This window comes from Candidatus Binataceae bacterium, from assembly GCA_035508495.1.
Taxonomy (GTDB): Bacteria; Desulfobacterota; Binatia; order Binatales; family Binataceae; genus JASHPB01.
In genome coordinates, this window is record DATJMX010000028.1 from 101,860 (window position 1) to 122,325 (window position 20,466).

The 20,466-nt window shown below is 62.7% G+C and carries 15 protein-coding genes; 5 read left to right on the top strand and 10 right to left on the bottom strand.

From position 1 onward, the window contains the following. Positions 1 to 20: 20 nt before the first annotated feature. The 7 genes from uvrA to VMA09_09880 all read right to left on the bottom strand — a co-directional run bounded on the left by uvrA (position 21) and on the right by VMA09_09880 (position 11,094). Positions 21 to 2,855, bottom strand: a complete 2,835-nt coding sequence (uvrA, locus tag VMA09_09850; protein HUA33896.1) for an excinuclease ABC subunit UvrA — start codon at positions 2,853 to 2,855, stop codon at positions 21 to 23. Next, entirely contained in the window at positions 2,855 to 3,850 is a 996-nt protein-coding gene (pdxA, locus tag VMA09_09855) for a 4-hydroxythreonine-4-phosphate dehydrogenase PdxA (GenBank protein HUA33897.1), read from the bottom strand. The genes uvrA and pdxA overlap by 1 nt, the downstream gene beginning before the upstream one ends. Positions 3,851 to 3,888: 38 nt before the next feature. Continuing rightward, on the bottom strand, positions 3,889 to 4,902 hold the full coding sequence (locus VMA09_09860) for a peptidylprolyl isomerase (protein HUA33898.1): 1,014 nt from the start codon (positions 4,900 to 4,902) through the stop codon (positions 3,889 to 3,891). A gap of 4 nt (positions 4,903 to 4,906) precedes the next feature. Then, the gene (gene mfd, locus VMA09_09865) at positions 4,907 to 8,485 is read right to left on the bottom strand and encodes a transcription-repair coupling factor (protein ID HUA33899.1); all 3,579 of its coding nucleotides are present in this window, start codon (positions 8,483 to 8,485) and stop codon (positions 4,907 to 4,909) included. 119 nt (positions 8,486 to 8,604) lie between these two features. Continuing rightward, complete coding sequence (locus tag VMA09_09870) at positions 8,605 to 9,387, bottom strand: PDZ domain-containing protein (protein HUA33900.1); 783 nt, start codon at positions 9,385 to 9,387, stop codon at positions 8,605 to 8,607. A 6-nt stretch (positions 9,388 to 9,393) separates the two neighbouring features. Then, positions 9,394 to 10,185 carry a PDZ domain-containing protein gene (locus VMA09_09875; protein ID HUA33901.1) on the bottom strand — a complete coding sequence of 264 codons (792 nt, stop codon included), beginning with the start codon at positions 10,183 to 10,185 and terminating at the stop codon, positions 9,394 to 9,396. Positions 10,186 to 10,293: 108 nt separating this feature from the next. After that, positions 10,294 to 11,094, bottom strand: coding sequence for a PDZ domain-containing protein (locus VMA09_09880; protein HUA33902.1), 801 nt, complete (start codon positions 11,092 to 11,094; stop codon positions 10,294 to 10,296). Positions 11,095 to 11,194: 100 nt separating this feature from the next. On the opposite strand from VMA09_09880, the gene VMA09_09885 reads away from it, so the two are divergent. Beyond that, positions 11,195 to 12,196: a D-2-hydroxyacid dehydrogenase gene (locus tag VMA09_09885; GenBank protein ID HUA33903.1), complete on the top strand. Its 1,002-nt coding sequence runs from the start codon at positions 11,195 to 11,197 to the stop codon at positions 12,194 to 12,196. On the opposite strand, the gene VMA09_09890 is transcribed toward VMA09_09885, so the two are convergent. Next, complete coding sequence (locus tag VMA09_09890) at positions 12,197 to 12,832, bottom strand: metalloregulator ArsR/SmtB family transcription factor (protein HUA33904.1); 636 nt, start codon at positions 12,830 to 12,832, stop codon at positions 12,197 to 12,199. A 105-nt stretch (positions 12,833 to 12,937) separates the two neighbouring features. Here VMA09_09890 and VMA09_09895 point away from each other — a divergent pair, with 105 nt between their 5' ends. Both VMA09_09895 and VMA09_09900 read left to right on the top strand, forming a co-directional pair. Next, entirely contained in the window at positions 12,938 to 14,695 is a 1,758-nt protein-coding gene (locus tag VMA09_09895; protein HUA33905.1) for a Rieske (2Fe-2S) protein, read from the top strand. Then, positions 14,692 to 15,774, top strand: coding sequence for a questin oxidase family protein (locus VMA09_09900; GenBank protein ID HUA33906.1), 1,083 nt, complete (start codon positions 14,692 to 14,694; stop codon positions 15,772 to 15,774). Before VMA09_09895 ends, VMA09_09900 begins: the two co-directional genes overlap by 4 nt. Before the next feature lie 94 nt (positions 15,775 to 15,868). Here VMA09_09900 and VMA09_09905 read toward each other — a convergent pair whose 3' ends face one another. Next, complete coding sequence (locus VMA09_09905; GenBank protein HUA33907.1) at positions 15,869 to 16,549, bottom strand: methyltransferase domain-containing protein; 681 nt, start codon at positions 16,547 to 16,549, stop codon at positions 15,869 to 15,871. Positions 16,550 to 16,664: 115 nt separating this feature from the next. Beyond that, positions 16,665 to 18,365 (bottom strand): amidohydrolase family protein, encoded by a 1,701-nt coding sequence (locus VMA09_09910; protein ID HUA33908.1) that lies wholly within the window; start codon positions 18,363 to 18,365, stop codon positions 16,665 to 16,667. Between the two features lie 236 nt (positions 18,366 to 18,601). Between VMA09_09910 and VMA09_09915 the strand changes: the two genes are divergently transcribed. Then, a complete protein-coding gene (locus VMA09_09915; GenBank protein HUA33909.1) occupies positions 18,602 to 19,699 on the top strand; it encodes an amidohydrolase family protein in 1,098 nt (365 codons plus the stop codon). Between the two features lie 182 nt (positions 19,700 to 19,881). Further along, positions 19,882 to 20,454, top strand: coding sequence for a sigma-70 family RNA polymerase sigma factor (locus VMA09_09920; GenBank protein ID HUA33910.1), 573 nt, complete (start codon positions 19,882 to 19,884; stop codon positions 20,452 to 20,454). Positions 20,455 to 20,466: the final 12 nt, after the last annotated feature.

A 20,466-nucleotide genomic window follows, 5' to 3' on the forward strand; every position in this document is an offset into this window, starting at 1 on the left:
CCTTCGTGGTGATCTTTTTCTTATGCCGCAGCTCTGTGATTGAGTACCTGGCGCAGGAATTCGCCCGTATGCGAGGCCTTCACTGTGGCGATTTCTTCCGGCGTGCCCTTCGCCACGATCGTGCCGCCCCGGTCGCCGCCTTCGGGGCCCAAGTCGATCACATAATCGGCGGTCTTGATGACATCGAGGTTGTGCTCGATCACCACGATCGTGTTGCCGGTGTCGGCGAGGCGGCCAAGCACCGAGAGCAGGCGCTTGATGTCGTCGAAATGGAGACCCGTCGTCGGCTCGTCGAGGATGTAGAGTGTGCGGCCCGTGGCGCGGCGCGACAACTCTTTGGCGAGCTTGATGCGCTGGGCCTCGCCGCCTGAGAGCGTCGTCGCCGATTGGCCGAGGTGGATGTAGTCGAGGCCGACGTCGCGCAGCGTCTCCAGCTTCTGCCGAATCGGCGGCACCGAGCCCAGGAACTCAACCGCGTCGAGTACGGTCATATTGAGCAGCTCGGCGATGTTCTTGCCCTTGTACTGGATCTCGAGCGTGTCGCGATTGTAGCGCTTGCCGCCACATACCTCGCACGTCACGTAAACGTCGGGCAGAAAGTGCATCTCGATTCGAATGATGCCGTCGCCCTCGCACGCCTCGCATCGCCCGCCCTTGACGTTGAACGAAAAACGCCCGGGACCGTAGCCGCGCATGCGCGCCTCGGGCAGTTGCGCAAACAGCTCGCGGATATGGGTGAAAAGGCCGGTATACGTCGCAGGATTGGAGCGCGGCGTGCGGCCGATCGGGCTCTGATCGACGTGAATCACCTTGTCGAGATGCTCGATACCCTCGAGCGTCTTGAACGCGCCCGAGCGCTCGCGGCTGTGATTCAGCTTCTGCGAGAGCGCGCGATAGATAGTGTCGAGGACGAGCGTCGATTTGCCCGAGCCCGAAACTCCGGTGACGCAGGTGAAAACGCCGAGCGGAACCGAGACCGTGAGATCGCGCAGATTGTTTTCGCGCGCGCCCTTAACTGTCAGCCATCGCGACGATAACTGGCGGCGGCGCGACGGCGTGGGAATCTCAACTGTGCCCGCTAGATATTTTCCCGTGAGCGAATCGGCGTTGCGCATCACTTCTTTGGGCGTGCCCTCCGCGACGACGTAGCCGCCGTGGATTCCCGCGCCGGGACCCATGTCGATGAGGTGATCCGCCTCGAGCATCGTGTCGCGATCGTGTTCGACCACCAGCACCGTATTGCCGAGCTGCTTGAGCCGCTTCAGCGTCGAGAGCAGGCGCTGATTGTCGCGCTGATGAAGTCCGATCGACGGCTCGTCGAGAATGTAGAGCACGCCCACCAGGGACGAGCCGATCTGCGTTGCCAGCCGGATGCGCTGGCCCTCGCCGCCCGAGAGACTGCCTGAAGTGCGATCGAGTGTCAGGTAATCGAGGCCAACGTCAGCCAAAAAATTGAGCCGCTCGCGAATCTCCTTCAGGATTAGCCGGCCGATTTCCGCTTCCTGCGCGCTCAGCTTGGGCTCCAAGAAAAACTGCAGCGCCAGCTTTATCGACATCGCAGTCACTTCGGAAATTGACTTGTTATTGAACCTGACGAACAGGCTTTCCTTCTTGAGGCGCGCGCCGCCGCAGCTCGGGCAGGGCCGCATGTTCATGTAGCCCTCGAGCACCTCGCGGATACCTTCGGACTCCGTCTCCTTGTAGCGGCGGTCGAGCCATTGCAGCACGCCCTCGAACGGGCGCGAGTATTCGGCGCGATGATGTCCGCGCTGGTACGCGAACTCGATCTCCTCGCTGCCCGAGCCATTCATCAGCGCCTTGCGGACCTTGGGCGCAATCGTTTTCCACGGCTGGTCGAGGCTGAACTTGTAGTGCGCGGCGAGCGCCTCAAGCACCGGCTGCATGTAGTTCATCGTCGCCCACGGCGCGATCGCGCCGTCCGACACGCTGAGTTCTTCGTTCTGCACGACGAGCTCGGGATCGAAGTACATGATCGATCCGATGCCGGAGCATTCGGTGCATGCGCCGTGCGGACTGTTGAACGAGAACATTCGCGGCGTGATTTCAGGATACGAGATGCCGCATTCGACGCAGGCGAAGCGCTGGCTGAAATAGATCTCGCTCTCGTTCTTGGGACCGTCGAGCCGTTCGACCTTGAGCAGGTCCTGTCCGTACTTGAATGCCACTTCGAGTGAATCGGCGAGCCGCTTCTGGATGCCGGATCGGATCGCGAGCCGGTCAACGACGACTTCAATCGTGTGACGAAGATTCTTGTTGAGCGCCGGCTCTTCGCCGAGCTCAGTGAGCTTGCCGTCGATCTTTACCCGCACGAAACCCGCGCGGCGCAGCTCGCTCAGCTCTTTTTTGTACTCGCCCTTGCGATCGCGCACGATCGGCGCGAGCACGTGCAGGCGCGCGCCGTCGGGCCACGACATGATTCGATCGACGATCTGCTGAACGCTCTGCTGCGTGATCTCGCGCCCGCAGTTGTAGCAGAAGGCGTGACCGACGCGGGCGAACAGGAGCCGCAGGTAGTCGTATATTTCGGTGATCGTGCCGACCGTGGAGCGCGGGTTGCGCGAGGTCGTCTTCTGCTCAATCGAAATCGCGGGCGACAGTCCCTCGATCGAATCGACGTCGGGCTTCTCCATCTGCTCGAGGAACTGACGCGCATAGGCCGACAGCGATTCGACGTAGCGCCGCTGGCCCTCGGCGTAGATGGTGTCGAAGGCGAGCGAAGACTTGCCCGAGCCGGAGAGCCCGGTAATGACAACGAGTTTATCGCGTGGGATCTCGAGGTCGATGTTCTTGAGATTGTGCTCGCGCGCGCCCTTGATGATGATCCGGTCCGCCATCACGCCCTCTGAATCGCGCGCCGCGCCTCGCCGCTGGTGGCAGCCCGCGCGGCGTATTCGATCGCCGCGAGCATGCTCGAGGGATCGGCCTGCCCGTTTCCAGCGATATCGAACGCCGTGCCATGATCGGGCGAAGTGCGAATGAATGGCAACCCGATCGTCACGTTGACCGCCCGATCAAACTCCAAGGTCTTGAGCGCGATCAAGCCCTGGTCGTGATACATGGCCACAGCCGCGTCAAACCTGAATTTTCCTTGATGCCGGATAAATGCCGTGTCAGGCGCAAGCGGACCGAAGGCGTCGATTCCTTCGCGCCGAACGCGGTGAATTGCGGGTGCGATGATGCGCGTTTCCTCGTCGCCGAAGAGCCCGTTCTCGCCCGCATGCGGATTGAAGCCGAGCACCCCGATGCGCGGGCCCATGAGCCCGAGCGGATGCTGCAAATGCGCCGCGAGCAGGCGAATCGTGTCGGCCACGCCCTTCTGCGTCAGCGCCCCCGAAACCTTGGCGAGTCCCATATGCACCGTCACCAGCGCGACCCGAAGTTGACCGCCGCCAAACATCATGCGCCAGCGCTTCGACCGCGAGAGATCGGCCAGCAGCTCAGAGTGACCGGGATAATGATGCCCCGCGCGATCCCACCATTCCTTGCTGATCGGCGCGGTCACGAGCGCATCGACCTCGCCGCGCAGCGCCATCTTCACTCCCGCCGTGACGTAGTCGAACGAAGCCGCCCCGCCTTCAACAGTCGGCATGCCTGGCGTCATCGCACGCGAAGAAAGCTCGCTCATCGGGATAACGCTCAGACCATGCTTTTGGTTATGCGTGCCGTTCTGATTTTCCACCGGCTCGGGAACGCCGCGCAGTTTTTCCGCCGCGGATTGCATAGCCGCGAGATCGCCGATTACAGCGAGGCGCGGCGCACCCGGTTTCGATTCGAGCGCGGCGGCGGCCTTGAGAATTACCTCGGCGCCGATCCCCGCCGGATCGCCCATGCTGATCGCGATAAGCGGAGAAGCATTTCGAGCGCGGCTCACTTGGTGGTTGCGAAGAGTTTGGGGTCGACGGTTTCGACGTAATGCTTCTTGATCAGCTCGGTCTCGGTCCAGTTCTGCAGTTGCGCCTGCATGCGCTCATTCTGCAGCTCTTCGCGGATACTGTCTTTAACCTCGGAGAGCGGCCGCGGACCGGGGATCTCGTGTGCCTCGAGCTTCATGATGTGGTAGCCGAACTTGGTGCGGACCACGGGCGACACGTCGCCGGGCTTGAGGTTCTTGATGGCGGCAAAGATCGCGTCGTTGATATCGCCCGGCTCGAACCATCCGAGCTCGCCGCCCTTGGTCTTGGAATCATCGTCGGAGTACTTGAGCGCGAGGTCGTTGAAGTCCATCCCCTTCATGATCTGCGCGCGAATTGCGTCGGCTTTGCGCTTGGCGGCCGCGTCCTGCTGAGCGGTCGCGTTGGCCGGCACGCTAACGAGAATTTGCGCAATCCGCAGGCGCTCGGTCTTAACGGTGACATCTTCCTTGTGCTCATTGTAGAAAGCCACGATGTCCGCGTCGCTCACCTTGATCTTCTCGCGGACTTCACCTTCGATCATCTCCTGTTTGACGAGGTTGTCGCGCGCGCGCTTGCGAAAATCCTCGTAGCTGATGCCCTGCTGTTGCAGCGAGTCGCGCATCTGCTGCTCGGTCATGTGCTGCCCCTGCCGCAGCTGATCGATGTAACGATCGACCTGCGCTTCATCGACCTTGTCCTCGTATTTCTTCTGCTCTTCCTCGAGCAGCTTTTCGTCAATGAGCGCCTTCAGCGCCTTGCGTGCGATCGGTGAATCGAGAAAATCATCGGTGCCAACCGACTCTCCATGCTGGGAAAGGAATTCCTCGACATCACGCTCGGTGATCGGATCGCCATCGACCGAAGCGACGACCTCGTTCACAACCTGCTGCGCGCGAACCGGCGCATAGTTACCCAAAAAGAAAATGACAGCAGCGACGCCGACGGCGGCGCGATACCAACGCTTCGAGCACTTACGATTTAACGGCATCGATTCAATTGAGGACCGGCCCAGATTGCTGCGCCGGCCAGTTTTCCAATTTTTCACACGCTGCCAGGGCCTGCAAGATACCGTTCATCTGCGCGAAGGTTTGCTCGTAATCGCCGGGTTCGACTCGCACGATAACCTGGAACGTCGGCGTCAGCTTCATCGTGCGCCGATTCTGCTCCGCCAGCTTCACCAGCCGCTCGGTGTCGAGCGGCGCTTCGGGATGGAACCGCACGTCGAGCTGATTGCCCTTGGCGATCGCGCTCGTGATGAGAAGCTGCTTCATCTGGCGCCGGATATTCATCGCCGCGATCAGGTTCTCGACCAGTGTGGGTACGGGACCAAAGCGATCGCGCATCTCGTCCTTGAGCTCGTCGAGATCGGTCTCGTTTTCGGCGCGCGCGAGCCGCCGATAGAGCACCAGGCGCTCGTTTTCGTCCTCGACGTAACTGTCGGGGATGTACGCCGGTACGCCGATCCGAAGTTCGGGCTCGAAGTCGGGACGCGGCGGCTGCCCGCGCAACTCGGCAATCGCCTGCTCCATCATCTCGGTGTAAAGCTCGAATCCGACCGCCGCGATTTGCCCCGATTGCTCGCGCCCGAGCAGATTGCCGGCGCCGCGATGCTCGAGGTCCGCCATCGCAAGCTTGAATCCTCCGCCGACGTTCTCCGACTCGACCAGCTCGCGCAGCGCGTCGATCCGCTGCTTGGCGTCGCGCGTGATGATGTGCTCGCCCGGAATCAGCAGGTAGGCATAGGCCTTCTGCCGCGCGCGACCGACGCGGCCGCGCAACTGGTAGAGCTGCGCGAGCCCAAAATGATCGGCCCGGTTGATAATCATCGTGTTGGCGTTGGGAATGTCGAGGCCCGATTCGATTATCGCCGAGCACACCAGCACATTGACGCGCTTCTCGATGAAGTCGCGCATCACGTCTTCGAGCTCGCGCTCCTTCATCTGGCCGTGCGCCACGGCGGTTTTGGCCTCGGGCACGAGGGCGCGCAAATGCCGCGCCATGTACTGGATATTCTCGACGCGATTGTGAACGAAGAACACCTGTCCGCCGCGGTTGAGCTCGCGCAGGATCGCGTCGCGAATCGTGTCATCGTCGAAATGTGCGACGAAGGTGCGGATCGCCTGGCGCGCTGGCGGCGGCGTCTGGATCACCGACAGATCGCGGATCCCGAGCATCGCCATGTGCAGCGTGCGCGGAATCGGCGTCGCCGTCATCGTCAGCACCGGCACGAGTTTCTTGAGCTTGCGAATCCGCTCCTTGTCGGCGACGCCGAAGCGATGCTCCTCGTCGATGATGAGCAGGCCGAGGCGCGGGAACTGCACATCGGACGTGAGCAGGCGATGGGTTCCGACGACGATATCGACCTTGCCGTGCGCGAGGTCCTCGATCGTCGTCTTGATTTCCTTGCTGGTGCGAAAGCGCGAGACCATATCGACTCGCACCGGGTAATCCTTGAAGCGCTCGCGGAAGGTGTTCCAGTGCTGCTCGGCGAGAATCGTCGTCGGCACCAGCACGGCGACCTGGCGTCCGTCGTTCACCGCGACGAACGCCGCGCGCAGCGCGACCTCGGTCTTGCCGAAGCCGGCGTCGCCGCAAATCAGGCGATCCATCGGCTTGCTGCGCGTCAAGTCGCGCAGCACGTCGTCGATAGCCGCTTGTTGATCGGGAGTCTCTTCAAACTCGAAGCGCTCATTGAACTCGTCGAGGTCGCGGCCCGGATGCGGAAAGGCGTGCCCTTCGAGCACTTCGCGGGCTGCGTAAACCTCGAGCAGCTCCGACGCCATCGCGAGCACTGCTTCCTTGGTGCGGCGTTTGACCTTGTCCCACGAACCGCTGCCCAGGCGATCGAGCTTCGGCGGCTCAGAATCCGAGCCGATGTAACGCTGGACGAGGTTGATGCGCTCGACCGGCAGATACATCGTGTCGTTGCCGGCGTATTCGAGATTAAGAAAATCGCCTTCGGTATCGGCCACCTTCAAATGCTTCAGGCCGCGGAAGCGCCCGATGCCGTGATCGATATGAACGACGAAATCTTCGGGCCGCAGCTCTTCAAGGTTGAGCAGCGCGGCCTTCGGTGTGGGTCGCGAGCGGCGCCGCACCCGCGGCTCGCCGAAAATCTCCTCTTCGCTGTAGACGAAGATACCGTCCTCGGGCAGCACCGTGCCTGCGGATATCTCGCCCTCGAAAATCGCCGGACGAAAATCCGGCCACTCGAGCAGCGCCGCGAAGCTGCGGCATTCAGTGTTGACCGCGATGTCGTAGGCCTCGAGATGGCGCCGCAGCCGCGCGACCTGGTTCGGTCCCTCGACCACCATCAGCGCCCTGCCCTGCCCGCGCTGAATTTCCTTGAGCTGATCAGCCAACGGCTCGAAGCTGATCGGCGCGCGCGATCCGGACAGATGATTGCTGCCGAGCTTCGTGCTCGGTGACGAACTGATCTCAATCGGCGGCGCCCATCCCTCGCGCGGCGACATGATCGTTACGAGTGAGCCGACCTCGATCGCCGTGAGTTGATTAAGCGAATGCTCGATCTCCTCCGTGTCCAGAAAGAGCGACTCCGGCGCCGGATGAAAGAGCGGTTTCTCCGCCGCCGCCGCTGCTTCTTTGGAAATCGTGTCCTCGAAGCGCGAAGCTTCGGCGACCACGCGGCCGGGATCGATCAGCCATCCGATGGTCGACGGCGGCAGGTAGTCGAAAATCGTGTCGAGCGCGCGCCCGTACACGAACGGCATCAGGAACTCCGCGCCTGGGAAGAGAAGCCCGTTCTCCAACGTCTCGGCCATCTCCTCGGCTTCCTTGCGTACCATGCCGATATCGGCAGCACGCACCGCGACGTCGTCGCGCAGACGCTTATCGCGCAGGACAGCCTGCGGCACGAATCGCGCGCGGATGATTATCGCTTCCTTGATTTCGCCGGCAGAGCGCTGACTGCCAGCCTCGAAATGTCGAATCGAGGTCACGATGTCATCCTCGAACTCGATGCGCATCGGATCGCGATAGAGCGGCGAGTACACATCGAGGAGTCCGCCGCGCACGCTGAAGTCGCCCGGCTCCTCGGTCTGCGGCACGCGCTGATAGCCAGCGCTGGCAAGCATCTCGACCAGCAGCTCGAGGTCGAGCCGATCTGCCGCCGCGACTTTGATCACGGAGTCGTTGAAGATCGCGCGCGGCATCGTCCGCATCATCAGCGCTTCAGCCGACGTGATCACGATCGGCGCCTCGGTGCGAAGGATGGCGTACAGCGCCGCGAGTTGCTCAGCCTGAGTGTCAGGCGGGGGCGACAGATGCGCGAATGGCTTCACTTCCCACGCCGGCAACAGATGCACGCGGCGCGTGGCCGCATCGCTCTCCAGCGATTCGTCGAGGAAGAGCGCCGCCTCGCCAGCGAGCGCCTCGGCCTCACGCGCGAGCGACGTCACGACGAGGATCGGCCGCTGCACTTTCAGCGCAGCTTCGCGCAGCATCAGCACGTTGGCCGTGCCGCGCAGTCCCATGATCGGGAAGCGCCGCTCCCGATTCGAATCGAGGCGAGCGACTAATTCGCCGGCGGCATCTTTCAAACTTCGCAGCAAATTTCCGAGCTCCAAACGCAAAACCGCCTGCGGGCAACACGCGCGGACACGTATCGCCAGCGGCAACGCCACATAGTAGCAGGATTGTTGTGGTGAAGATCGTGACCGCGAGTCTTGACTCAGTATGAGAACGTTCCAGTCTCGGCGAGTCTGCCGAGCCCCAGGTTATCGGGCTTCACCGGCTTTGCGACGCGCGTGCGTCCCACTCTCACCGCGATTTTCAGGGTGCGATGATCGCCTGGGTGAACAAGCCGAATCACTGTTAGGTAAACTGTATCACCGGGCCTCAGTTTTCTGATCGCTGCTTCCCAATCCTCGCGGCCGTGGATTCGCACGTCGTCCACCGCGACAATTAGATCTCCCTCCTGCGCACCACCCATCGTATGTCGAAGAAGGTCAATCAAATCATCCGATGGGATCTTCGGCTGGTTATCCTGCGCCTGCAAGCCCGCGTGTGCTGCCGGACCGTTTGGCTGCACCTTGATTACTTCAAGACCGTGTTCCTCCATCCCTCGGAAGCACTTGGCGGTGTATTGGACCTCGATACCGAGGTACGGCGCCGATTCGCGATATTGCCGGTCAAACTGTTCTTCGAGATGCGGATGGAAATTGCGATCGAGCGCGGCGCGCTCCTGCGACTGCTTGAACGCGCGATCGACCGCTAGCTCGCCACGAGTTCCGGACCTTGGAGAGACCGCGGGTTGCGGCTCAAGTTCGAGCGTCGGTGCTGAAGTCGCCAAGGCTTGCGGCGCGGGCGCGATCGCCTTCGCAACGGCTTCCGATTGCGGCGCGATCGATGGCAGCGCGGGATTCTGCGCCGAGCCTCCGCGCGCAGCTCCACTCGCCGCGGCAAGCACGCTTGCGATCGCAAAGCTCATCACGATTTGCCCGCGTGTTGGCATCGCCGCTCAGTACACGTAGTTCTCCGCCTCGGATTCCGGCGCTGGCGTGGACACTTTTGAAGGCGGCGGCGCACTCGCCGCGACTTCAAACGTCTCGCGCCCGATGTTCACCGCGATCTTCATCGTTTTGTGATTGCCACCCGGCAGCGGCCGGATGATCGTCAGGTACATCGTGTCGCCGGGCTTGAGCTTGAGCATCGCGGCGTCGAGATCGTCCTTGCTCCGCACGCGCTCGTCGTCCACCGCGACGATCAGATCGCCATCCATGCCGAACGCGCCAGTGGGCTCAAGCAGACCTGCGATCGGTCCCAGAAGTGCGCCACCGACCACACCGAGCGGGCTGACCGGCGTCATCCCCTTGAGCCCGCCGACACTGCCAGGACCACCGGGATAAACGCTGATCACTTCGAGCCCGTTCTCCTCCATGCCGAGGTAGCACTTGGTCGTGTACTGCACCCGGATGCCGAGATACGGGCGCCGAATCGTTCCGCTTTGATGCGCTGCTGTCTCAGGCTTGGGCGCGGACTCGGCCTGCGCCTGCTTGAAGATACGATCGACAGGGAGCTGATCTATCTCTGGCGCCTTCGCCTCGCGAGGCTGCGGCTCCAGCTCGAGCATCGCATTTGGCGACGGCGCCGATTGCGGCGCGATCATCGGCAGCTCGCGCGAGGCCTCGGCTTGCGACGCGATCGAGGGCGTCGCCGCTTTGATCTGCGGTTCGGCGAAAGCCGCTCGCGCAACCGCGAACGGAATGACGGTGAGCGTGATTGAAGCGAGAAGGCTCGGGCGCGTGTGCATGGCCGATCACCTCGCGAACTGTCTGGCTCAACCGCAATCCTAGGATTGAGGTTCACCTGTCACAAGTCGAAAAGTGCCTAGCTCGCGCGAGCGGCTGACGAATGCGGCTTAGTGCGTGTAGCTTTCGGTGCCGGCCTGAGAGCCGTATGGGTCGGAGTTGCTGGCGACTGGAACGCCAGAGTCGCCGAGCGTGACCGCGATTTTCTCGGTCTGATGGTTCCCGCCGGGCAGCGGTCGAATCACCGTCAGGTACATCGTGTCGCCTGGCTTGAGCTGGCTCATCGCGTAGTCGAGATCTTCCTGGCTGCGCACGCGTCGATCGTCGATCGCGACGATGAGATCACCGCCTTCGCCAAGGTCGCCATTCTTCTCCAGCAAGTGCTGCGTCAGCGTGCCGAAAATCGGAACCATTCCAGCTATCGTCGCCGCCGCGGCTCCCGTGCCAGTGGCGTCAGTCGGAGGGCGCAGCCCCGCCTTTTGCGCCGGGCTATTCGGATCGACGGTCAGGACTTCAAGGCCGTGCTCCTCCGAACCCTTGTAACACATGGTGGTGTATTTCGCGGTTATGCCGAGCAGCGGACGATGAGGCGGGCGCGACGAATCGCCCCCATTGGAGCGCGGCTGGAAATTAGGCTCGACCGATGAAGTATCGTTTTGACGAAACTGGCGCTCATCGGGAACTTCCTGCACCGCGGGCCTCGGCTGCTGAAGCCCGGGCTGCGGCGCGATTTCCAGCGTGCGATCGTCCTCGCGGCCCTGACCGCTGATGCCGGGGGGCGGCGCACTGCTCCCGCCCTGAGAACTCACCTGCGCGGGAGCGGAGTCATCCTGCGCACATACAGGACCGTTCGCTACGAGCAGGCCAATCGCCAGCGCTCCACTTATGGCTATATTCGCGAGCTTCGACACGATTCGCTGCTAATGATGATAGGACGTGCTTTTGACACTCTCAAGCGGCAGCCGAAACTTGATGCCGCCGCACCATCGTGCGAAAGTTTCCGAAAATCACATGAAGATAGTAGCCACAGTCCCGCTCACCGACTATCAGCGCAGCAAGATCGCGGCGGCCGTGCCGGGCGCCGATATTGTCGATCGGCAATGCCGCTCGCGCGAAGAAGCGGGCGCGCTGGTAAGCGGCGGATGCGACGTGCTGCTCACCTTTCTCATTCCGAACGATCTGCCGAAGCAGGCGCCCGCGCTGCGCTGGATTCAGCTGCTCAGCGCCGGTGCCGATCACGCGCTGCCCGCTCTCAAAGGCACCGGAATTCCCTTCACAACTTCGAGCGGTATCCATGCCACTCCCATCGGCGAGTACACGATCGCGTCGATGCTGGCGTGGGCGCGGCGCTTTCACGTCACCATTCGCGCGCAATCGCGGCACGAATGGTCGCGCCGCGCTGTCATGAACAATCTCGACGTGATCCGCGGCAAAACGATCGGCATCGTCGGCTACGGTTCGATCGGCCGCGAGACCGGCCGCCTCGCCGCGGCGTTCGGGATGCGCGTGCTCGCGCTCAAGCGCAATCCCGACGAGCGTCGCGATCCCGGATGGTGCCCCGAGGGCCTCGGCGATCCCGAGGGCCGCATCCCCGAGCGATGGTTCGGGCGCGAGGGATGCGCTGAGATGTTGAACCAGAGTGACTACGTGTCAGTTACGCTGCCCAACACCGCCCATACGGTGAAGTTCGTCGGCGCGAAGGAAATCGCCGCGATGAAGCCGGGATCCTACATCGTCAATATCGGGCGCGGCGCGGTGATCGACGAGCAGGCGCTAATCGAAGCGCTGAAGACCGGAAAAATTGGCGGTGCGGGCCTCGATGTCTTCGAGAAGGAACCGCTGCCGGCGGAAAGCGCGCTGTGGGATATCGAAGAAGCGCTCCTGACGCCGCACGTGTCAGGCGATTTTCGCGCTTACACCGATCTCGCGTGCGATCTGTTCGCCGAGAACCTGCGCCGCCTCAGCTCGGATCGGCCGCTGCTCAACGTCGTCGATCCGGCACAGGGATACTGATCAGACGCCCTCGATCCGGTACGCGCAGCGGCGCGCGCCGGAGAGGATGTGCTCGATACGCTCAACCCTGGCCTGCGGGCCCAGCACCTCGCGGAAGAGACTGAGCTCCTCGCGGCAGAGCCCCTGGCACATCGTGGCGGCGGCGCAGATCGGGCAGTGATTCTCCGCGAGCAGGATCGAGCCGTCATCCATCTTCGTGCATTCGGCCATGTATCCCTGTTCGCGCCGAATCTCGGCGAGAGCCTTCGTACGCGCGAATAGCGACTTGCCGGCGCGCTTCACTCGACGCATGTATTGCTCGAGCTGAATCTTCGAGCGCTCGCTGAGCAGACGGTCCATCCCCGTCTCGCCGAAGGCGCTCCGCACGGCGCTGATAATCTCGACGGTGAGATCGCCGTGCGAATCGGGAAAGCGCGAGGCCGCCGCCGATGTCAACCGCCATATGCGCGCGGGGCGTCCGACCTTGCGCCGTTCGTCGGCAAACGACGCTTCGCCGCGCTCGGCAAGGCGATACAGATGCTGCCGCACCGCCATCGGCGTTACTTTGAGGCGCTTGGCGATCTGGGCCGCGCTCTGCGGACCGCGGGTCTTGAGCTGGTAGAGAACGCCCTCTTCGGCGCGCACGTCTTCATTCACAGAAGATCAATCTGAACGGCGCGGCGCCATTACGCAAGTGTCGGCTTGACTTAATTAATAAAGCGAGTACTTTACAAATTATTCGAGCAATGGGAGGCCGTGGCGATGAACCAGGAAGACAAAGCCGAGTCTCGTTTCGTGCGCGCCTTTGCGCTGAGCGACCTGCCCGAGGCGGGCTGCCGCACGATCACGCTCGAAGGCCGCGTGATCGTCGTGTTCCAGACCATTGTCGGAATCTTCGCCGTCGATAATCGATGCCCGCACATGGGGTTCCCGCTCGACCGCGGCAGCGTCAAGGACGGTATTCTCACCTGCCATTGGCATCACGCGCGCTTCGACCTCGCCAGCGGCGGCACCTTCGATCAATGGGCCGACGACGTCCGCGTGTATCCGGTCGAGGTCCGCAATGGTGCGATCTGGATCGACCTGGCCGAGCGCGGCGACGCCCGCCGGCGTCATCTCACACGCCTCGGCGTCGGCCTCGAGCGCGACATTCCGCTCGTGATCGCGAAGTCGGTAATCGCGCTCGATCGCGATCAAACAGGCGCGCGCCAGGCGTTTCGCGCCGGTCTTCAATTCGGCACGCGCAACCGCCGCGCAGGATGGGGCAGCGGGCTCACGATCCTGACTTGCATGATGAACCTGCTGCCGCACCTGGCGCGGGAAGACCGCCCGCGCGCGATGTATCACGGCCTGAGCGCCGTCGCCGAGGACTCCGCCGGCCAGGCTCCGTTGTTCACAGTTCGTCCGCTGCCGGGCGAATGCGCCGGAATCGAGCAACTCACGCGATGGTTTCGCTCGTTCGTCGAGCTGCGGGATTCCGAAGGTGCCGAGCGATGCATCGTGAGCGCGGTGCAAAGCGGCGCGAAACCGAATGAGATGGCCGCGATGATGTTCGCGGCGGCGACGGATCATCGATACAACACAATCGGTCACGTGCTCGATTTCACCAACAAGGCTTTCGAGGCCCTCGACCATGCCGGATGGGATCTCGCCGAGCAGTCGTTGGCGAGCCTCGCGTCGAGTTACGCCAACGCCGATCGCATGGAAGAATCGAACTCCTGGCGCAATCCCGTCGATCTCGTGGCGATCCTCGAACGCGCATTTGAGTCGCTCCCGTCGGCTCTGGAAGCGGGCAGGAAGGCCGCGAATCCCTGGCGTGACGAGGTCGCAGTGAGCGCCGCGATTTTGGGCGAGGATCCGCAGGCTATCGCGGATTCGATGCTGAATGCGCTCCGCGAAGGATGCGCGCCCGTGGGACTCGGCGGAGTCGTCGCGCACGCGGCCGCGCTTCGAATCGCGCGCTTCGCGCTCAGCAACGAGTTCGGCGACTGGGACACGGCGCATCACAGCTTCACCTTTGCCAACGCGGTTCACCAGGCGTTGCTGCACGCGCCGACGGTTGAAGTTCTGCGCGGAGCATTCGATGCCGCGATGAGCGTGTATCTCACGCGATTCCTGAACGTCCCGCCCGCCCGCATCCGCGAGGCGGACATTGCACTGACGTCGCCGTTCGACTTGGCTGGCAGGTTAGCCGACGTCCTCGATCGTCAACAACAAGTCGATGCCGCATCGTCGATGGCCGCGAGTTACCTTCATCGAAGCGGTGATCCTCGCGCACTACTCGCCGCAATCGGCGGCGCGATGCTGCGCGAGGATCGCGATTTTCATACGATTCAGAGTGTCGAGGCCGCCTTCCGCCAATATTCGATTCGCCGCGCCGCACCGGGCGAAGATGCGTTGCTCGCGACTGTTCGTTACCTCGCCGCCCATTCGCCGACCGTCCGCGCGCAACGGCAGACCTATCAGATCGCGCTCAAGCTGAGCCGGGGCGAAAAGATGTTCGCAGAGGAGGCTTCATGAGCGCCGCCAATAATGGTTACCCCGCGCTCGACGAAGCGCTCGTGACGCTGGCACCCAACGGGCCCGAGCTTCGCAACACCAACTCGAATCACGCGCCGATGGCGATTGAGGCGATGTGCGCGATGGGCCGCGGCGCCGACGCGCTGCCGTGGCTGGAGCGTTATCAACAGCAATTGACGCCACGCCCGCCCCGCTTCGAGCGAATCGACCAGGCGAACTGGCAGGCAGCAATCGGCGATCCGCGTTACACGAGCGACTGGTTCGAGTTCTTCCGCAACGAACTGGAAGAGCGTCCGTGGCACGAAGTGGTTGATGCGTGGGCAGCCCGGCTGGCGGCCGGAACCATTGCGGCTGCGCTGCACGGTGTCATTCGCACGGGACACGCGGCCCGCGCGATCGCGCTCGAAGTAAATGCGCAGCGAAAACGCGAACTTGCTGACGGCCTCGCATATTGGGCCGCAGAATACGTGAGCCTGCCGGGGAAGCATCGCAGCGCAGCGCATGCAATGCCCGCGGCAGCGATCATGCGCGTTCCCACGATCCCGATCGAGCGCCGTGGCAAATTTACTTCGCTCACGGGTGCGGTCACTCAGCTCAACTCGTTCAATGAGTTCAACAGCGTTATCGATGCGGTTGATCCCGCTTCGCGCGACGCGTCGTCGTTCGTCTCGGATCTCACTGCGACCTTCTCGCGCGTGTACCTCGCGAATGCTCGCGACCTTCTGACCACGATCGCGTTCATCCACACGGTCACAGGTCCCGCCGCGTTGCGTTGGATGCTGCCGTGTCTCGGACGCGAAGCAACTGAGACCGCACTCATGCACATGTGGCACGCCTCAGCAGCGCTGTATTCGACATTCGGCACCGCGCCGTCTTCGGAGAACATCGAACCGCCGTCGCATACCGCCGAAGAGCTGATCGATCGCGCAATCGCGACCGGCGACGAGCATGCAATCAAGTTCACCGAAGTTTGTCTGAGTGAGAGCGCGCTGAACCCCTGTTCTGAGTATTTAGCCGCTGCATCGCATGCGGTCGCGATGCTGAGTAAGACGCGGGCTGAGATCTCAAAGAAAATGTAGTGGGGCGGGCGTCCCTGCCTGCCATTGATTGCGCGGAGTCTTTTCCGCGCCACTTTTTCAGCATCGAAGGCGCGCAACGCGCCGTCTTACCGAACTACTTGCGGCCCGAGTACACCGTGAAGATCAGATGCAGGTACGCGCAATCGACGTCACGGAAGCCGGCTTCGCGCATCCAGCGGAGTTGATCGTCGAGGGTCGCGTTGCGATCGAACTTCATGCGCTCGAGAGCCTGCGCGAGATCCTTCTCGCCGACGCCCAGCTCGCGCGCACGCGTGAGCCATCTTTGGTGATGCAGCCGGTCGAGTTCAGGAGTCGCGGCACGGAACTGGTCAGCCTGGATGAACATACCGCCTTCGCGCAGGACGGCATAAACCCGCTTCATCAGCGCGGCCTTCTGAGCATCCTCCAGATGATGAATCGACAACGCCGAGATAACGACGTCGTAACTGCCTGTAAGCTCCGCCGTGCCGTGATCGCTGACGAGGAAGCGGAAACGCTCGCCGCCGAGCTCGAAGCGCTCGCGAGCGCGCTCGAGCATCGCGTCTGAGATGTCGCTCATCGTGATCCGCGCGTTGGGAAAACTGTAGGCGACGAACGCCGCCATCAGGCCCGTGCCGGCGCCCAGATCGAGCACCTCGAATTCGCGCTCGCGCTCAAACGGAATCTGATCGATCGCGGCGCGATAGAAATCGTCGAAGCCCGGAACCAGCCGCCGCCGCGCGCGATCATAATCGCCAGCCGCAAGGTCAAAGACACGCTGAACGCTGGAAGCCATCCGCGATTTTTGCGACGACCATCGTCGCGAATCAACTACCTAATGTAGGGCGAAAGAACGAAACCGCCGGAGTGATTCTCCGGCGGTTTTCATCATTAACGTAGCCATTGGCGCATTACGCCGCGGCGTGCCCGTGACGTAGAAGTTTGCCTGGGAGCGGGCCATCGGATGACACCTGGTCTTGGCCTTCGCGGCGGATGACTTTGCCGTTGACGACTACCGCGTCAATGCCGTACGCATCGGCGATTAGGCGGTCTTGGCCCGCGGGCAGATCGTAGACGCGGCGCAGGCTGCTGGCGCCGACCTTGTCGGGATCGAAGATCGTCACGTCGCCGCCGAGGCCCGGGGCAAGCCGGCCGCGATCTGTGATGCCGAAGACTTCCGCGGGCCGCGCCGTGAGCATCCAGATTGCGCGCTCCATCGAGATTGCGCGCTTTTCGCGGACCCATCGCGAGAGCAGGTAGGTCGAGAAGCACGCGTCGCATAGCTGGCTCGCGTGCGCACCCGCGTCAGACAGGCCCAGCACCGTGTTCTTCGCCGCGAGCAGCTCGGCGACGTCGCTTTCGACATTGTTCAGGATCGCCATGCGGAAGCGCGCTTCGAGATTGCTCGCCAGCGCAAGGTCGAGCGACAGATCGATCGGATCGACGCCGCGCTCACGCGCGACTTCCGCGAGATTGCGCTCTTCGAGCGCCGGCTCGCCTGGGCAATACGTTATCGTCGTGCTGTCCCATCGATTGGCGAAGGCGCCTTCGCCGCCAACGCCGGCGCGAGCCTTGAAGGCTTTGCGGAACTCGGGGTCAGCATAGATTTTCTTCTTACCCTCGAAGTCGGCCGCCGAAACCGGCTGGAACACCGGCATACTCTCGAAGATGAACGGCGCCTTGTACTGAAACTCGAAGTTGAGCGGGCGGCACGTCACCTGCGGAACGATGTTGAGGCCCTGGTCGCACAGCTTCTGCGAGTTCGCCAGCAGCGTGCGATGGTCGACGCCGCCGCCCATCTGCATCCCGGCGAGCAGCGCCGTCCATGTGATCGGCCGATGAATCTCGGATGCGATTTCGGCGAACTCGCGCAGGAAGAGCTCGCGTCCGACCGTCACCTGCATTAGACCTTCGCGCTTCTCGCCGAGCACCGATGCGAGCGCCTTTATCTCTGCGAGCTCGGCCGCGCGGCTCGGCACCGGCTTGCCGCTGTAGCCGACGTGCGTGACGGCTTTCGAGGTTGCGAAGCCCACCGCGCCGGCATCGAGGCCGCGCGCGACGAGCGAGCGCATCTCGGCGATCTCGCCCTCGGTTGCGGGCCGCTCGGTTGCATCCTCGCCCATCACGTACATGCGAATTGGTGTATGGCCGATGAGCGCGCCGACGTTGATTGCCGTGCCACGCTGCTCGATCGCGTCCATGTACTGCTCGAAAGTCTCGAACGGCCAGTCGTAGCCGAGCCCGGTCTCCAGCGCCTTCAGGCTCATGCCCTCGACGTTCTCGAGCGTGCGCATGATGAGCCCGCGATGCTCGGGGCGCGTCGGCGCGACGCCGAAGCCACAGTTGCCCATCACGATCGTCGTCACGCCGTGCCATGGCGAGATCGTCATCATGCGGTCCCACATGATCTGAGCGTCGTAGTGCGTGTGGATATCGACGAAGCCAGGGCTCACGACCTTGCCACGCGCGTCGATCATCTCGCTCGTCGAGCCGAGCGCCTTGCCAACGGCGACAATCTTGCTGTCCTTGATAGCGAGGTCGCCTTCGATTGGCGCCGCGCCGGTGCCGTCGTAAATCGTACCGCCCGTAATCTTCAGATCGTAGTCCGCCATGAGATTTCGCCTCTTGGAGAGCCGGGCCGCGCATCGCGTCGGAGGCCGCGGCCGGGCAAATCGTGGGAGATTGTGACTAGCGGCTACCTATATCGAATAGCCGCCGCGGCGGTCGAGACCGCCTGAAATCCTGCCGCGCGTTGTGATCTGACCTGTCCTTTAGTATTAGAGTTTCTACGCGGCCGCAGTGATCACGAACCTCGCGCACGCGGCACGCAACCCACGAGGAGCTAGCGATGCAGAAGCACATCATTTCCGCCGACTCGCACATCACCGAACCGCCCGGCACTTACGTCGACCGAATCGATCACAAGTTCAAAGACATCGCGCCGAAGATGGTCCGCGACGACAAGCTCGGCGACATGTTCGTGATCAAGGACTTCGAGCGGCCGATTCCGATGGGACTCGTCGCCGCGGCCGGCAAGAACGCGAAAGAGCTCGCGACCTTCGGCGTGAAGTTCGACGAGATGCATCGCGGCGGATGGGATCCCGAGGCGCGCCTGGCCGACCAGGATCGCGACGGCGTCTATGCCGAGATCATCTATCCCACCGTCGGCATGATGCTCTGCAACCATCCTGACTTCGATTATAAAAAGGCCTGCTTCGACGCCTACAACCTCTGGATCGCCGAGTACTGCGACCACCACCCGGATCGCCTTGTGGGCATGGGGCAGACCGCGATGCGCTCGGTCGAGGAAGGAATCCAGGACCTGCGCAAGATGAAGGAGATGGGACTCAAGGGCGTCATGATGCCCGGCAATCCCAAGCTCGAGGACTACGACAGCGCAATCTACGATCCCTTCTACGAAGCCGCGGTCGATATGAAGATGCCGCTCAGCTTCCATATCCTGACCAGCAGCGCCGACAACTTCAAAGCCCGCGGACCGAAGATCAACGCCTTCATGTCGATCATCCGCGGATGCCAGGACATTATCGGCACTTTTATCTTCGGCGGCGTGTTCGAGCGCTTCCCGAAGCTCAAGGTCGTATGCGTCGAGGCCGATGCCGGCTGGGTGCCTCATTATATGTATCGCATGGACCACGCCTACGATCGGCATCGCTACTGGCTCGAGCACGGCACGATCAGCAAGATGCCGAGCGAGTATTTCCGCGAAAACGTTTACACCACGTTCCAGGACGACTACGTCGCGTTCCAGGTAAAGGACCTCGTGAACGTCCACCGCATGATGTGGGCCAATGACTTCCCGCATAGCGATTCGACGTGGCCGTGGTCGCAGGACGTATTGAAGAAGCAGACGGCGAACCTGACCGAGCACGAAAAGGAACTCATCCTCCACGACAATTGCGCCGAGCTCTACAACCTCAGCGTCTGACGATTTCCTCCTGGTGCTGGCGCGGTGGAGCGAGTGATCGTGAAGCCGCGCCGGTGCTTTCTTCGCGTCCCGAATCTTCCTGCGAAATGAAATCCCGCGACGGATCATCTTCCGTCGCGACTACTAACGACTGAGTAAGAGCGCTGAACAGTAGCGACGACAGCGGCTCGCCTGTAATGCCCATGGCGCGGCGCAATCTGGCCGCTTCCGCCCCAGTCGATGACGGAGGTGGAAGCGAGGAAGCGTTCATCGCACGTCTCAAGGCGGGCGACGGCGACGCGGCGCGCGAGTTTTTCGATTTGTATGCGGCGCGGGTTAATCGATTCATCGCAAGCTCGCTCGGCGGCGATGCGCGCGATGCCGAAGATCTCCTGCAAGAGACTTTTATCGCGCTCGCCGAGGCGCTGCCGTATTTTCGCGGCGACTCGTCGCTGTTCACGTTTGCCTGCGCGATCGCGCATCGCAAGGTGCAGTCGTTCATCCGGCGCAACGCGCGGCGCGCGCGAATCGCGCTCGCCGCTCCGCTCGAACCCGAGCGCGATGCACCGGGAGCATCGCCGCAGGACCGCCGTGCCGTCACCGAGGCGATGGCTCATCTGCAGGCCGATCACAGGGAAGTGCTGATGCTGAAATACGTCGAGGATATGAGCGTGAACGAGATCGCGCGCGTGATGCAGCTCAGCGAGCATGCGGTGGAATCGCGCCTGGCGCGCGCGCGGCGCGCGCTGCGCGCGATTCTGGAGGCGTCGCGATGAATGATCGCGACG